Genomic DNA, 15,451 nt, shown 5'->3' on the forward strand with positions numbered 1-15,451 from the left:
AGCCCTGTTCCGCGTTCCGCCGAATGGTCTCTTGTCGGCGCAGGCGGCAGGAAGTTAGGTCGAAGGCGGTCGCCGTTCACCTCGACCTCATGTCGAACACGCCGACCTTGCCGTCTCGCTCGACAAGGAGGATCGGTGTCTGAAACCCGCACCTCGGCACGATGGTCAAGACGGGGCACGAAGGGATTGCGCGGTGCATCCGGTCTGGTGCTCGCCATGGCGGCCGCATTGTTCGCGGCTGGCACGGTGCCGTCGATCGCGCAGCAGACCGACATCGACGATGACCGGGCGTCGATCGACGCCGACGTACTCGAGGTCCTCCACGAGCAGGGCACCAGCGACGTCTGGATCGTCCTGGAGGAGCGGGCAGACCTGTCGGCCGCCTCGGAGGTGTTCGATTGGGCCGAGCGGGGCCAGGCCGTCGTCGACACCCTGCGCGCGACCGCCGGGCAGAGCCAGGACGAGGCGGTCACGCTGCTCACGGCCGAGGGTGCGGACTTCACGCCGTACTGGATCTCCAACCGCATCCTCGTCCGGTCCGCCTCCGAGTCACTGGCCGACTCGATCACCCGGATACCCGGTGTCGACCGGGTCTCGCTGCCGACCGTGCTGGCGATCCCGGAGCCGGTCGATCAGCCTGCGGCGGACGCGGCCGTCGACGGAATCGAGTGGGGCATCGACTCGATCAACGCCGACGACGTCTGGGCGGACTACGGCTTCACCGGCGAGGGCATCGTGGTCGGCAGTGTGGACACCGGCGTCGAATTCGACCATCCAGCGCTGGTCGGCTCCTACCGGGGCAACCTCGGCAACGGCGGCTTCGACCACGATCACCACTGGTTCGACCCCTCGAACACCTGCGGTTCGCCGTCGACCGTCCCCTGCGACAACCACGGCCACGGCACCCACGTCACCGGCACCATGATCGGCGACGACCGGGCGGGCAACCAGATCGGCGTGGCACCCGGCGCGCAGTGGATCTCCGCCAAGGGCTGCGAGGGCGGCACGGGCTGTTCGGAGAGCGCGTTGCTCGGTGCGACCCAGTGGATGCTGGCCCCGACCGACACCGACGGGCAGAACCCGCGCGCCGACCTCCGGCCGCACATCGTCAACAACTCGTGGGGGGTCCCCAACGGCCCGGCCGTCGACTCCACCTTCGACGAGGTCATCGCCGCCTGGGACGCCTCGGGAATCTTCGCCCTGTTCTCCAACGGCAACTCCGGTCCCGGCTGCGACACCATCGATTCACCGGCCGATTCGATGCTGGCCTACGGCATCGGCGCCCACTCGGTGAACAACACCATCGCCAACTCCTCCGGCCGGGGGCCCGGTGCGGACGGCACGATCCGGCCGAACATCACCGCTCCCGGCGTGAGCGTCCGCTCCGCCCTGCCCGGCGCGCTCTACGGCGCCGCCAGCGGCACCTCGATGGCCGCCCCGCACGTCGCGGGATCGGTGGCCCTGCTGTGGTCGGCCGCGCCGAGCCTGATCGGCGACGTCGAGGCCACCCGAGCCCTGCTGGACACCACCGCCATCCCGGTCAACGACACCAGTTGCGGCGGAACCCCCGAGGACAACAACGTCTGGGGCAAGGGCCGACTCGACGTCCTGGCCGCCGTGGACGCCGCGCCGCGCGGTGACGCAGGCGTCCTGACCGGCACCGTCACCGACTCGACCACCGGAGAACCTGTTGCCGCCGCCAGAGTCGCGGTGTCCGGCCCCCAGAACCGGGCCGTGGTCGCCGCAGCGGACGGCACCTTCACGCTGATGCTGCCCGTCGGCGACTACGCGGTGACCGGCACCGTCTTCGGCTACGCCGAGAACGGGGCATCGGCCACCGTCCTCGCCGACCAGACGGCGACGGTCGACCTGGCCCTGACCGCCCTGCCGACCCACGCCGTGTCCGGCCGGATCTCCGACTCGGGGGGCACCGGGCTGGCCGGTGTCGAGGTGGTCTTCGGCAATGGCGAGCTGCCCTCGTCGACCACCGACGCAGGCGGCGACTTCGTGTTCGACGCCGTCCCGGCAGGCACCCACCGCCTCGCCGCCCAGGGCTCCGGCTGTGCCGAGCCGCAGGCCAGGGACGTGGTCGTCTCGAACGGCGACACGGCCGTCGACTTCACCCTCGCCGACGTCACCGATGCCTACGGCAACTTCTGCCGCGTCCAGGACGGCGCGTTCCCTGCCGGGGACACCCGGTTGGCGTTGAGCGGCGACGACGCCTCGGAGACGGTCGCCCTGCCCTTCCCGATCACGTTCTACGGGCAGCGCTACGAGCAGGCATTCATCGCGACCAACGGCTTCCTCAGCTTCGTCTCCGCCTCCACCGCCGCAGGCAACACCACGCTGCCCAACCCGCTGTTGCCCAACGGCTCCGTCTACCCGTTCTGGGACGACCTGGTCGTCGAGGGAACGGGCGGCGTCTTCACCGGGGTGTCCGGCGCCGAGGGCGACCGGGTGTTCGTCGTGGAGTGGCGGGATGTCCGGCTGGTCGATTCGCAGGCCGAGATCACCTTCTCCGTCGCCTTCCACGAGGGTGGCGGCCTGGTGTTCGGCTACGCGGACCTGCCCACCGACGAGCCGACCGCGCTCGGCGGGTCGGCCACGGTCGGCATCGAGAACTTCCGGGGCAGCGATGCGTTGCAGTACTCCTTCAACACGCCGGTCCTCACGGCCGGGACCTCGATCCGATTCCACCAGCCCGACACGGGCGTCGACCGGATCTCTGGTCCGGCACCCGCGCCGTCGGCGTTCCGAGGCCGAGATCGGCCCGCCTGACCGGGGCGGACCGAGTGGGCTGAGCCCGCCGGGGCGTCAGGCAGCCCCGGTGTCCTGCCTGGACTCGGGCGGCCCGGCCGACGCTCCGGCCGGAGATCAGTGCTTGTCACCCGCCGGCCGCTGCTGGGCGACCATGGCGGCCAGTGCCGCCCGACTCTCGGCGAGCGCCTTCTCATACTTGGCCTGCTGAACCTCGCGGGTGTGCAACAGCGAGTCGAGCAGGACGGCGTAGGACGAGTGATGCAGGTCCAGCATGACCCGCTGGTTCACCCCGAAGGACACGTTCACCTCGGTGCCGTCCGCGCTGACGTGGACCTCGACGGGGGTCTCCTCCGGGATGGTGATGGACGAGTGCGTGCTGATCGCGTCATCGCTGACGAACGAGGCCATGGCGATACCTTCTTCCCTGGTCGATGCAGTCTGATCACCCGTCGGCCCCGGATGGGGTGGGCGATAGGGTTTCGTGAGAGATCGAAACCAAGAGACTTATGTCTCTTGTCATGAACCTAGTGAGACTTATGTCTCTTGTATGTCCCCTGTTCGAGTGGTGCTTGTGGCGTCTCCGGCCAGCAGGATCAGGGCTCGACAGTTTCGACCCCGACGAGCTCTGACCGAGACGAAGTCCTGACCCAGACGAGGAGAAGGTGTGCGGTGAGCAGCGGCAGGCAGACCGTGGAGAGACGCCAGCTCGGCCTCATGCTCAAGCGGCTGCGTGAACGCGCGGGTCGTTCGCAGGCCGAGACCGCCCGCGCCATCGGCAAGGATCAGGCCCGCCTGAGCCGTGTCGAGCTGGGAACCGGTTCGCTCAGTCCCGATGAGATCGCTACGCTGCTGGACTTCGTCGAGGTCGATGCGGAAGAACGGGCGACGGTGCTCTCGCTCGGTGCCGAGACACGCAAGCGGCAGCGTCGGCGCGGTTATACAGACCTGCTGCCCGGCGATTTCGCTCGGCTGGCCGATCTGGAGGCTGATGCAGTCGAGATTCGCGGCTATGATGCCGGTGCTGTTCCAGGCCTCATGCAGTCACCTGAGTATGTTCGGGCATTGTTGAACGCGGGAAACAGTGTCTGGTGGGAGTCTTCTGAGGAGGAGCTGGCCCGGCGGGTCGATTTCCGGCTAGCTCAACAGAGGCGGGTCATCGAGGCGACGTCGCCGAAGAAGCTCCATTTCGTTTTCACGGAAGATGCTCTGCATTACGTCGTCGGCTCGCCTGCCGTGATGCGTGGTCAGGTGCTGCACCTGCTTCAGCTCGGCGAGCTAGTCTCGGACATCACGATTCAAATTTTGCCGTTTGGTGCAAAGGATAATCCGGCTCCTGGCGGCGGCCTGATCCTCTTGGACTTTGTCGCTGCGCCCGCCATTGGCTTTGTTTCGGTCTTGTTTGGGCCGTGTACCTATCATGATCAGAAGCAGGACATCGACGCAATGGCTCGGGCCTTCGGCCGGGTATCTCAGCTGGCGTTGTCACCCGAGGAATCACGGGGTCTTCTGATCAAAAGACTGAAGGAGCAGTAGATATGCCATATGACACTGGTTGGTTTACCAGCAGCAGAACTACCCCTGCCAGTAACAACTGCGTTGAGGTGCGAATGACCGAACCGACGGTCTTCGTGCGCGATTCCAAGAATCCGGGTGGCGGTGTTCTGGCGGTGACGCCCGCAGCGTGGGCCGCGTTCTTGCGGCGATCTGCGGGCTGACGCTCGCCTCGTCACTCTTACGGGTGGTCCGTTGCCGATCTTCACGTCCGGGTTGATCAGCTTTGGCACGCTCAGGCCGCGAGGGGTGCGCGGTGTCGTTGGAGGAAGTGTCTGCCGGGTTGGCTCGAACGCTGGCGCTGATCACGGAGGCGCGATCGGCTGCGGTCGTGGCCTCGGCTGCCGCACGCGACGGGGCGGAGCTGATGGCTGTGGGAACTCAGGGGTCCCACAGTGACGCAGTGGCCGCCGCGTCGCTGATGCACGATCGGACACAGCCGGAACTGGGTGCGGCGGTGGAGACCTTGACCGCAGCGGAGGAGCTGATTCGCGGCTATCGCCGAGACGTTCTCGGCGAAGTCGGCGACCCTTCCGTTGTCGTCGCCGACATTGCAGACACCTCCGCCGCCGACCGCGGAAATCATGACGACTTGCCGCGCGCAGTACCAACAGCCACGACGGAAGCCGAAAACTCATGCCGTGCCAAGTTGATTGCCGAAGCCCGCCGCCAAGGCCTGAAGATCTCGGCTGAAGAAGTCCGGTTTATCGGCGTAGATCCGAACGGTCGTATTGTCTGGATTGAGAACGGTTGGCATGACGAAGAGTCGAATGAGGGAGCTGGCTTGGCGCATATCATGTCTCACGCGAACGAGTTCACGGAGAAGGGTATCGGACGCCCGGCGATTGGCGCATTCGTACTTGCCGCCATCGTGCGTGGCCAATACAGCGGATATGATCAAGGGAAAAGGCGGACTTCTCGTCCCATTTTCAAGGTGAACATCGATGATGAGGATCGATATGTAGGTGTTCAGGTGGGAAGTAACGGATTCATCATTGGGGCGAATATGCGCAGCTTGCGAAACCCCTATCGGGGAGCGCGTCGAAATGAAAGAGCTAATTACGATGCGACTTATCGCGGGTGGTGAGAGTAGTGCCAGACGATGAGATCGTCTCTGTGACCCTCTGGGCTGAGCTTGGTGCAGGCCCCCTGTGGGTCACCTTCGCGGACGAACCTCAGATGAGAGTGCCGCTGGACGTCGAGGAATTTCAGCGTTACCTACCGCTGCCTGCTTCTCTGGCACAGGCGATCACGTCCTGGGACGACGAGTTGACCGCGATCTACCGGGGTGACGACCCTCAATTGTGGCGGTTCGAGTCCCCCGCTGTCCGGCAGGACTGGCAGGGCCGTGGTCGAACACTGGCCGAGCACCTTGCCCGAGAACTACCCGACGACATGACCATCGGTTACTTCGGCACCGAGATCATCCGGCGTGGAACACGATCTTTTTAACATGCTGCCGCTCGGAGGACGGCAGTTTGATCCACTACTGAAGCTGGATTTTGGTCCAGGGCACCTGATGTCTTCTCGTCAAGGGCCACACACGATAAAGTGAGGTCCCGATGGAAGCCGATCGCGATGTTTTCGTCTCGGTGCATGTCAGTTCCGAGTGGGGTGCTGATCCTCTCTGGGTGGTGACGACGACGAACTCGGTCCGCACGCCGTGTCCGATCGACGCTTTCCGCACGAGATACGGGATCTCGGCGGGCCTCGCGGACGAGCTGGCCGGCTGGGATCAGGCATTCCGGGACACCTACCGTCCGAATGATCCGCTCGAATCGGGGTTCGACACCGAGGCCGAGGCGGTGGCGTGGGATGAGACCGGCCGGAGACTGGCGATCAGGCTCGCCGGGGAACTGCCGGACTCGGTTCGGGTGATCTACCGCTCGGACACCGATGAGGTGGTGCGTGCGTGACCGGACCGCCAAACAAGAGTCGCCTCGTCGCCTAGGTGGATTATCGGGCCAACGGGTCGGTCGGTCCGGCAGCGTGTTCCGCCCCTTGATATCTCGGAACCGGACAGCCCGCTGATTCGCGGCGCAGGCTTTCGGGCAGGGTTCCGATGCCCGAAAGCCTCTGGTTCGCAGGCTGAGTCTGCTCGACTCGTGATCGGCGGGCAGCCGTGCGTTACGTTGCCTTGGCCGTGGTGAACACCCGATTTTGTCACGCCGACAATGACCCTGAATTCGGGGTCCCGTCGGGCATTCCGCCGAATCATCTTAATGAGACCGTGCGACCAGCGAGGTCAGACCGATGGGCGGGCCCTGTCCCGTCGGCGATTTCAGAGTGACCGGTAGCGGCGTCGGTATCCGGCTTACCAGGAGGATCTTCAGTGTCTAGAACAGTCATTCCGAAACGCGCGAGAAGACGTTCCGCGACCTCGCCGAGGTCGCGGAGGTCGATCGGTCTGGTGTTCACGGCGGTGGCCGCGTTGATCGCGGCCACCGCCGTGCCGTCGGTCGCGCAACAGCCGGACGAGCACGGCGCCCAACCTGCTTCGATCGATGCCGACGTGCTGGCGGCGTTCGCCCAGCAGGACTCCGCCGATGTCTGGATCGTCCTGGACGATCAGGCTGATCTGTCGGCGGCGGCAGGCGTCGCCGACTGGGCGGAACGCGGTCAGGCCGTGGTCGACACGCTGCGCGGCCACGCCGAACGCACGCAGGCCGATGCCGTCGCGCTCCTGACCGAGTCGGACGCGGACTTCACGCCGTACTGGATCTCCAACCGCATTCTGGTCCGCGACGCCTCCGAGTCGCTGGCGGATTCGATCGCCACGGTGCCCGGCGTCGAGCGTGTCGCGCTGCCCACCGAACTGGCGGTGCCGGAACCGACCGAGACCACCGAGAACACCCCGGCCGACACCGTCGAGTGGGGCATCGAGTCGATCAACGCCGATGACGTGTGGTCCGAGTACGGCGTCACCGGCGAGGGCATCGTCGTGGCGCCCATCGACAGCGGTGCCGAGTTCGACCACTCGGCACTCGTCGACTCGTATCGGGGCAACCTCGGTGACGGACGCTTCGACCACGACTACAACTGGTTCGACCCCATGGCGGACTGCGCCGCTCCGTCGCTGGTGCCCTGCGACAACCACCGGCACGGCACCCACGTCACCGGCACGATGGTGGGCGAGGACGGTGCGGGCAATCAGATCGGCGTCGCGCCCGGTGCCCAGTGGATCGCCGCGAAGGGCTGCCTGTACCTCGGCTGCCCGGACGTCGGCCTGGTGGAGTCCGGGCAGTGGATGCTCGCACCCACGGACCTGGCCGGCGAGAATCCTCGCCCCGACCTGCGGCCGCACGTGATCAACAACTCCTGGGGCTCGCCCGGCGGCACGGTCCTCGACCCGTGGTACGACGAGATCAGCGCCGCCTGGACCGCTTCGGGCATCTTCGGTCTCTTCGCCAACGGCAATTCCGGTCCGGGCTGCACCACGTCGGGGGCGCCTGCGCACTCGCCCGAGTCTTACGCCGTCGGTGCCTACGCGGCGGACGGCGGCATCGCCGCGTTCTCCAGTCGGGGACCCGGGCCTGCGGGCGACATCCGTCCGAGCATCGCCGCACCGGGCGTCGCCGTCCGCTCCTCGGTCCTCCGGGGCGGCTACGCGAGCCTCAACGGCACCTCGATGGCCGCCCCGCACGTGGCGGGCGCGGTCGCGCTGGTGTGGTCGGCGGCGCCGAGCCTGGTCGGCGACATCGAGGGCACCCGGGCGCTGCTGGGCGCCACGTCGATCGACGTCGACGACACGAGCTGCGGCGGCACCGCCGCCGAGAACAACGTGTGGGGCGAGGGCATGCTCGACGTCCTGGCCGCCGTCGACGCGGCACCGCGCGCCGAGACGGGCGAGCTCACCGGCACCGTGACCGACGCGGACACCGGCGAGCCCCTCGGCGGCGCGAGGGTGACCATCGCGGGCCCGCAGCACCGGAGCATCGTCGTGGGGACGGATGGAACCTTCACCCGACGGCTGGCGGTGGGCGACTACACCGTCACCGGCTCGGCGTTCGGCTACGGCGAGGAGAGCGGCGCCGCGACCGTCGTCGCCGACGAGACCACCACGTTCGACACGGTCTTGACGATCCTCCCCACCCACGACGTGCGAGGCACGGTGTCGGACTCCCGTGGTGTGGTCCTCGACGGCATCGAGGTCGCGATCGGCCGAGGCGTGCTGCCGTCGGAGACCACCGGTCAGGACGGGGGATTCGTCTTCGAGTCGGTCCCGGAGGGCGCCTACGAGCTGTCCGCCACCGGATCGGGCTGCCTCGTTCCCGCCGCGAGGGAGGTGGTCGTCGCGGGCGACGCCGTGGTCGTCGACTTCACCCTGCCCGACGTGACGGACTCCCACGGCCACTTCTGTCGCGACGGCGGGGACGTCTTCATCGCCGGTGAGGACCGGCTCAGTCTCACCGGCTGGGACGCCGTGACGACCGTGACACTGCCGTTTCCCGTCGACTTCTATGGCGAGCAGTACAGCCGGGCCTTCGTCAGCTCCAACGGCGTCCTCAACTTCCTGGCGCCGTCGCCGGGCGGCGGCACCACCCCGCGGATACCCGCGGCTGCCGCGCCGAATGCCGTGGTGGCTCCCTTCTGGACCACGATCAACGTCGAGGCGACCGCAGGCGTCTACACCGGGCTTTCCGGGGAGCCGGGCGAGCGGGTGTTCGTCATCGAGTGGCGTGACGTACGACCGCTGAGCTTCGAGCCGGAACTGACCTTCGCCGTGCAGTTCCACGAGGCGGGCGGGATCGTCTTCTCCTATGCGGACCTGCCCGCCGACGACCCCGTCGCGCTGGGCCTGCGGACCACGGTCGGCATCGAGAACGCCGACGGGACCGACGGACTGCAGTACTCCTACCGCGCCCCGGTCCTGTCCTCGGGGACATCGATCCGCTTCGACACGCTCGACATCGCCGCGGGCTGATCGGCCGGACACCCAGGATGTCGCCTGCCGAGATGCGGCGTCTCGATTCCCGGGGATCGAGACGGACCTGACCCGGTAGCGGCGGCCGCACCGGATGATCGGCAGCGGGCGTCGGACGAAAACGATCGTCCGGCGCCCGCGTTCTCGCGTCAACAGCGCACGCGGAGACACCCGATGCGTGGACGTGCGGAATACCGCAGCGGTTGATGTTCGGCCCGCAAGGCAGCGGACTGCTCGATGTCGATTCTGTCCGCACCGCATCCGGATTCCCGGCGAAAGAATTCGAGCCGTAGAAAGAGGAAAGCGGCCAAGAGGGACGCTTCGCGATCTCTTTCCCGCCGCGCTCGGGCCAGAGTGGACAGTGTTTCCGGCATTCGGGTGAACGAATTGACCACATCTTCCCTACGCGATATCGGAAACCGTGAATCCGCTTCGGCGGCGCGTGCTCGGCAGGCCACAGGGCCGCCGGAGCTGTGGTATCCGCGATCGACGCTGGTCGAAGGGTGCAATGAACACGACTCCGGCGCCGATCCCATTATACCGGGAGATGATCTCCCCGGCCAGTTGACGAAGATCATGCCTGCGGTGCGAATCCGGCGTTGCCAGGCACGAGCGGCAGCCGCGATCGAGGGCTAGGGTCGTCGGTGTACGGCAGGTCGGCGGTGGTCGTACCCGGCGTGGTCGCCCCGGTGGCGACGCCGAATGGGGCACGCCTCTCCCCGTCGGATCGTCCGGCGATTCACCGTCATTCCGCCTGCTTCGCCGATGCCCGCACGGAACCGCGCGGGTGCCGGCTGCCTCGTACCGAATCGTTCTCCTTCGTGAGGAAGGCACCGCATTCATGGAGCTCGGCTTTCATCTCCCCATCTTCGACATCGACGGCGGCACCTCCGCCATCGCCGGTGAACTGGCCAGAGTCGGCACGGCGGCGGAGGCGTCCGGTGCAGTCTGGCTGTCCTTCATGGACCACTTCTTCCAGATCGAGCAGACCGGCCTGCCTGCGGAGTCGAACATGCTGGAGGGCTACACCGCACTGGGCTTCCTGGCCGCCCACACCACCACGATCGAGCTCGGGCTGCTCGTCACTGGGGTGACCTATCGGCATCCTGGCCTGCTAGCCAAGACCGTCACCACGTTGGACGTCCTGTCCGGCGGGCGTGCGGCACTGGGCATCGGTGCCGCGTGGTTCGAGCGCGAGCATCTCGGGCTGGGCGTGCCGTATCCGCCGGTGGCCGAACGGTTCGAGCGGCTGGAGGAGACGCTGCGCATCTGCGGGCAGATGTGGGACGCGGAGAACAACGGATCGTTCGAGGGCAGGCACTATCAGCTGGCCGAGACGATCTGCGCACCGCAGCCGATCCACCGGCCGAAGGTCCTCATCGGCGGCGGCGGGGAGCGCAAGACCCTGCGGCTGGTCGCGCAGTACGGCGACGCCTGCAACCTGTTCGCCTCCTCGACCGAGGAGGTCCGCCACAAGCTCGACGTGCTGCGACGGCACTGCGACGACGTGGGCCGGGACTACGACGAGATCCGAAAGACGATCCTCGCCTCGGGTCTCGAGCCGGACTCGGCCGCCCACGACGCATTCGTGCGGACGATGGCGGACTACGCCGAACTCGGCGTGCACACCGCCATCGTGACCCCGACGACCGGTTCACCTGCCGCCTGGATCGACGGCGTCGCACCCGTCGTGCCTCGGCTCGCCGAGCTGGGGGCGGCGAGGTCCTGAACCCGGTTCTGCGCGGGCGGGGCCGTCGCGGGGCGGCCCGCGTGCCCGGCCGAGCGGGTCCAATCGGGATCGGCCCGAGCACGGAGCGGACGGGCGGGACCGACACACGGCGGGATCGAGCGAGACGCTGATCCGGGTCCGGCCCGCTGCGGACGGCAGGCCGGGACGTCTGCGTATGGCGGGGTGAGTCCGCCTGCGAGACGACGGCGGCGGGCAGGAGGAGGGGCCTGCCCGCCGCCGAAGCGAAGGGTGGTGATCAGGAGGCGATCTGCGCCTCGATGTCGGCGGTGTAGGCGCCGACCCGCGTGTAGACGCCGGGGAAGCCTGCCTGGGCGCAGCCTCGGCCCCAGGAGGTCAGGCCGACCAGCACGCCGTCCACGACCAGCGGTCCGCCGGAGTCGCCCTGGCAGGCGTCGATGCCGCCCTCGGGATAACCAGCGCAGATCATCGAGTCGCTGCCGTAGGAGCTGCCGTAGGCGTCGGAGCAGGTGGCATCACTGGTCAGCGGGACCACCGCCTCCAGCAGGTACCGCGAGCTCGATCCGGTCTCCGTGGTGCCCCAGCCCAGGACCGTCGCGGAGTTGCCCTGCGCGTAGAGGGCGTCGTCGGCCGACGACGCCAGATCGATGGTCTCGTAGGGCAGCGAGGTCTCCAGCGTCAGCACCGCGACGTCCTCGCCCGAGGTCGCCGTGACGTAGTCCGGGTGCACCCAGATGTCGGTGACGCCGACGACCTCGCCTGCCGTGCCCTGCTTGTCCTCGCGGCCCGCGACCACGTCCACCGAAGACGGGCTGTCGCCGTCCACGCAGTGCGCGGCGGTGGCGACCTTGTCCGGGGCGACGAGCGCGCCGCCGCAGAACTGGAAACCCGTCGACGTGGCGAGGTAGACCGTGTACGGGTAGTCGTCGATGGACGCCCGCTCACCGCCGATCACCCGGGTCTCGATCGGGTCCGTGGCGGGGTCGTCGGCCGCCGTCGCGACGCCAAACCCGGTGACGCTGAGCGACACCGCCGCCAGTGATGCTCCGAGCAGCGTCCGCAGGCGAGGCAGGGTGATCGCCATGTGGTTCTCCTTCGTCTCATGTTCCTGGTCGAGCGCCTTTCACATCAACAGAGACGGTGAATCACTGACAATCGTCCGTTTGGGTTACCTAGCACCGATAGGGGGCCTCGAGAGTGGAACCGGTGACGGAAATGTCATCTGGGGCGAACGTGATCACCCGAAATATGTGCTCAGTGACGATTCCGATGCGAAGAGTGATCACAATGTGTCGTCCAGTGAGGACCGTCGCAGGTCCTTCGGCGCGACCGGCCAGACGCCGCACATTCCTCACTGAGCGTGATCAATCTTCGGGTTGATCGGCGCGGCCTGCCTGCGACGCGACGGGTGTCCGGCCGCCTCGTCCTCGTGCTGCGGACGGGCGAACGGGGCGCGTCCCGCGCGGTCCGCATGGGCTGCGCCCGGCCGACGCGGTCCGGTGCTTGCCCGCCGTCGACGCGACCGGTATCCAGAGACGATGGTCTCGATGACGGATACGGACGTCGCCAGGGCGCGAGCCCTCACCCTGGGCTGTGGTGAGGTCGTGCACCTCAACAACGCGGGGGCGGCGCTGCCGCCCGCGCCCGTCACCGACATCGTCGTGGAGCACCTGCGTGCCGAGGCGATGCGCGGCGGCTACGAGGCCGCCGAGGAGGCGGCCCCTCGCGTCGACGCCGTGTACCGGTCGATCGCCGCCCTGATCGGAGCCGAGACCGAGGACGTCTCGATCACCGACAGTGCCACCCGTGCCTGGCAGGCGGTGTTCTACTCGATCCCGTTCGTGCCGGGCGACCGCATCCTGACCTGCAAGGCCGATTACGCCAGCAATGCCATCGCGCTGTTGCAGACGGCGCGGCGGACCGGCGCCGAGATCGAGGTCGTCGCCGACGACGAGAGCGGCCAAGTCGATGTCGAGGACCTCCGCCGCAGGCTCGACGGCCGCGTCCGACTGATCACCATGACCCACGTCCCGACCCAGGGCGGCCTGGTCAATCCGGCCGAGCAGGTCGGCGAGATCGCCGAGGAGGCGGGCATCCCCTTCCTCCTCGACGCCTGCCAGTCCGCTGGTCAGCTCGAACTCGACGTCGCCCGGCTGCGCTGCGACGCGCTGAGCGCCACCGGCCGCAAGTATCTGCGCGGCCCGCGCGGCACCGGCTTCCTCTACACCAGCCCGCGACTGCGGAAGAAGCTCGAACCGGCGGTGCTCGACCTGCACTCGGCGACGTGGACGGCGCCCGACGCCTACCAGGTGCACGAGGACGGCAGGCGGTTCGAACTCTGGGAGAAGAACGTCGCTGCAGTACTGGGACTCGGTGCGGCGGTGGACCACGCGTTGTCCTGGGGCCTGGACGCCATCGAAGAGCGGGTGAGCGGGCTGGCCGCAGGCCTGCGCACCGCGTTGGCGGACATTCCCGGCGTCACCGTCCATGATCAGGGGGTGCGCCGCTGCGGGATCGTCACCTTCAGCCTCGCGAGCCTGCCGTCGGCTCGGCTGCGGCGGCTGCTCGGCGCGGAGAACATCAACACGAGTCTGTCGCGGCGTGAGTCCGCCCAGCACGACTTCACCGCGCGCGACCTGCCGGAGATGATCAGGGCGTCGGTGCACTACTACAACACCGAGGACGAGCTGAGCAGGCTCGTCGACGCGGTGGCGCGGTCGTCGAGGCGCCGGGCGGGCTGAGGCGTTCTTCCCGCGCGCCCGGCGTCCGGCACCCCTGGTCCGGCACCCGGGCAGGTCGCCCGCTGGACTTGGCTCGCGTCACCGAGGATCGGCGGCGACGGGCGGGCCCTGCGTTGCGAGGTGCGCGGCGAGTCGGGCCCGGAACTCGTCGAGATCGCCGACGACCTCCTCGACGCGGTCGGCGTGTCGATGCAGGTCGAGGTATCGGGCGCCGATCGCGTCCGGATCGCCGTCGCCCGCGCCCGCCGCGATGCGGGTGCCGATCGTCACGGTGGCGACGTGGACGCCGTGTGGTGCCAGCTCCTCGTGCAGGGTGTGTGCCCAGTTCCGCAGGCCCGCCATGGCGAGTCCGACATTGGCCAGGATCGGCACGGGCTCGCTGGCGGAGATCCCGGTGGTCAGCAGCACGGTCCCGGCCCCCTTGGCGAGCATGTCGGGTAGCACCCGGCCGACGGCGGTGATCGCCCCGAGCACGTGCAACGCGAACTGCGCGGCGGCGGACTCCACGGTGGTCTCGGCGGCCGAGGTGATGCTCCCCGTCGGACTGGGGCTGTACTCCAGCACGTCGATCTCGCCGAGGGCGTCCTTCGCGGCGGTCAGGGCGTCGGCCAGCGATGCCCGGTCCAGGATGTCCGCCGGGAAGGCCCGCGCGGTGACGCCCCGCGCCTGAAGCTGCGCCGTCAGCTCGGCCAGCGTGGCGGGATTCCGGGCGATCAGCCCGACCCGGAACCCCTCGGCTCCGAAGGCCCGTGCGACGCCCATGCCCAGCCCCGGGCCCGCCCCGACGATCACCAAGGTCTTGCTCATCACCGCTCCGATCACTTCAGGACGTCAGGGGATGACGGCTCCGACGTCGACACTTACGCTTTGTGCGTAGCAGCATCGTTTGTCATCGAGGGTCCAGCCACAAGACGGCACATTCATGTCAGTCACGAACACGGAGGTGACCATTGGCCGCCACCAGCGACTCGGCGGCGACGCGACGCGCGTTGCCGTCCTCGCCATGGCCGGAGCCGGGCACGGCAGAGCCCGCCGAGGAGGTCTGCCGCCAGGTGCTCTCGATCCTCGGCAGGGTGGGTGACAAGTGGAGCGTGCTGGTGATCGGCGCGCTGGCGGAGGGAACCCTCCGCTTCGGCGAGCTGCATCGCACCGTCACGGGCATCTCGCAGCGGATGCTGACCCTGACCCTGCGCCAGCTCGAACGCGACGGGCTGCTCACACGCACCGTCTACGCGAGCGTCCCGCCCAGGGTGGACTATGCGCTTACCGGACTCGGCGAGACGCTGCTCGACGCGGTGATCGGACTCTCCGACTGGGCCAGGGACCACCGCGTGGAGATCAACGAGAACCGCAGCCGCTACGACGAGGGGACGACGGGCCCGAGCAGCGACGCGGGTACGGCTCGGCGGTCGACGCTGCCGGAGCATCGGATAGCAGGCATGGGATAGCGGCATCGGACAGCCGGGACGCGAGTGCCGCCGCAGGCCGCAGGCCTACTACTCGTCATGCCTGCCGGTCGGCAGTTCCGAGGACTGCCGGAACTCGTGTTTCGTGGCCGACCTGATCTATGCCGACGTGATCTGTTCCGCACGCACTCCGACCGGCTCCTCTTCGCAAACCGGCTGGGTCGGTCTCACGCCGAGGCGCTGTCCGGTCCGGCTCCGCGAGGTCGAGTCTGCGGCGCGGCCCCGGTGCCCTCGGCTGAGCCGGACCGGCACACCGAGGTGGGGGAGGTGCTCGGACAGATCGTTCTTCCCCGCACGTTCG

Annotated in this window: 13 protein-coding genes; 10 read left to right on the forward strand and 3 right to left on the reverse strand. The window is 68.1% G+C overall.

Annotated elements, in window-relative coordinates; translation table 11 throughout:
• Positions 1-135: 135 nt before the first annotated feature.
• Positions 136-2,778, forward strand: a complete 2,643-nt coding sequence (locus UA74_RS11280; RefSeq protein WP_157442203.1) for a S8 family serine peptidase — start codon at positions 136-138, stop codon at positions 2,776-2,778.
• 96 nt (positions 2,779-2,874) lie between these two features.
• On the opposite strand, the gene UA74_RS11285 is transcribed toward UA74_RS11280, so the two are convergent.
• Positions 2,875-3,168 carry a hypothetical protein gene (locus tag UA74_RS11285; RefSeq protein WP_075764337.1) on the reverse strand — a complete coding sequence of 98 codons (294 nt, stop codon included), beginning with the start codon at positions 3,166-3,168 and terminating at the stop codon, positions 2,875-2,877.
• Between the two features lie 261 nt (positions 3,169-3,429).
• On the opposite strand from UA74_RS11285, the gene UA74_RS11290 reads away from it, so the two are divergent.
• From UA74_RS11290 to UA74_RS11315, 7 genes are all read left to right on the forward strand, one after another.
• On the forward strand, positions 3,430-4,293 hold the full coding sequence (locus UA74_RS11290; RefSeq protein WP_075764339.1) for a helix-turn-helix domain-containing protein: 864 nt from the start codon (positions 3,430-3,432) through the stop codon (positions 4,291-4,293).
• Between the two features lie 2 nt (positions 4,294-4,295).
• Positions 4,296-4,475 (forward strand): DUF397 domain-containing protein, encoded by a 180-nt coding sequence (locus UA74_RS11295; RefSeq protein WP_075740217.1) that lies wholly within the window; start codon positions 4,296-4,298, stop codon positions 4,473-4,475.
• A gap of 239 nt (positions 4,476-4,714) precedes the next feature.
• On the forward strand, positions 4,715-5,398 hold the full coding sequence (locus UA74_RS31715) for a hypothetical protein (RefSeq protein WP_157442204.1): 684 nt from the start codon (positions 4,715-4,717) through the stop codon (positions 5,396-5,398).
• Between the two features lie 92 nt (positions 5,399-5,490).
• Entirely contained in the window at positions 5,491-5,763 is a 273-nt protein-coding gene (locus tag UA74_RS11300) for a hypothetical protein (RefSeq protein ID WP_157434120.1), read from the forward strand.
• Between the two features lie 179 nt (positions 5,764-5,942).
• Complete coding sequence (locus tag UA74_RS11305; RefSeq protein WP_157442205.1) at positions 5,943-6,227, forward strand: hypothetical protein; 285 nt, start codon at positions 5,943-5,945, stop codon at positions 6,225-6,227.
• Positions 6,228-6,721: 494 nt separating this feature from the next.
• Positions 6,722-9,235, forward strand: coding sequence for a S8 family serine peptidase (locus UA74_RS11310; RefSeq protein WP_157442206.1), 2,514 nt, complete (start codon positions 6,722-6,724; stop codon positions 9,233-9,235).
• Positions 9,236-10,076: 841 nt separating this feature from the next.
• Positions 10,077-10,964: an LLM class F420-dependent oxidoreductase gene (locus UA74_RS11315; RefSeq protein ID WP_075743678.1), complete on the forward strand. Its 888-nt coding sequence runs from the start codon at positions 10,077-10,079 to the stop codon at positions 10,962-10,964.
• 256 nt (positions 10,965-11,220) lie between these two features.
• Here the strand turns inward: UA74_RS11315 and UA74_RS11320 are convergent, their stop codons facing one another.
• Complete coding sequence (locus UA74_RS11320) at positions 11,221-12,027, reverse strand: S1 family peptidase (RefSeq protein WP_075740221.1); 807 nt, start codon at positions 12,025-12,027, stop codon at positions 11,221-11,223.
• A gap of 463 nt (positions 12,028-12,490) precedes the next feature.
• On the opposite strand from UA74_RS11320, the gene UA74_RS11325 reads away from it, so the two are divergent.
• Positions 12,491-13,684, forward strand: a complete 1,194-nt coding sequence (locus UA74_RS11325) for an aminotransferase class V-fold PLP-dependent enzyme (protein WP_075743679.1) — start codon at positions 12,491-12,493, stop codon at positions 13,682-13,684.
• Between the two features lie 78 nt (positions 13,685-13,762).
• On the opposite strand, the gene UA74_RS11330 is transcribed toward UA74_RS11325, so the two are convergent.
• Positions 13,763-14,491: an SDR family NAD(P)-dependent oxidoreductase gene (locus tag UA74_RS11330; protein ID WP_075743680.1), complete on the reverse strand. Its 729-nt coding sequence runs from the start codon at positions 14,489-14,491 to the stop codon at positions 13,763-13,765.
• A 143-nt stretch (positions 14,492-14,634) separates the two neighbouring features.
• On the opposite strand from UA74_RS11330, the gene UA74_RS11335 reads away from it, so the two are divergent.
• Positions 14,635-15,132, forward strand: coding sequence for a winged helix-turn-helix transcriptional regulator (locus UA74_RS11335; RefSeq protein WP_232237725.1), 498 nt, complete (start codon positions 14,635-14,637; stop codon positions 15,130-15,132).
• Positions 15,133-15,451 lie beyond the last annotated feature (319 nt).

The organism is Actinoalloteichus fjordicus, assembly GCF_001941625.1.
Lineage (GTDB): Bacteria > Actinomycetota > Actinomycetes > Mycobacteriales > Pseudonocardiaceae > Actinoalloteichus_A > Actinoalloteichus_A fjordicus.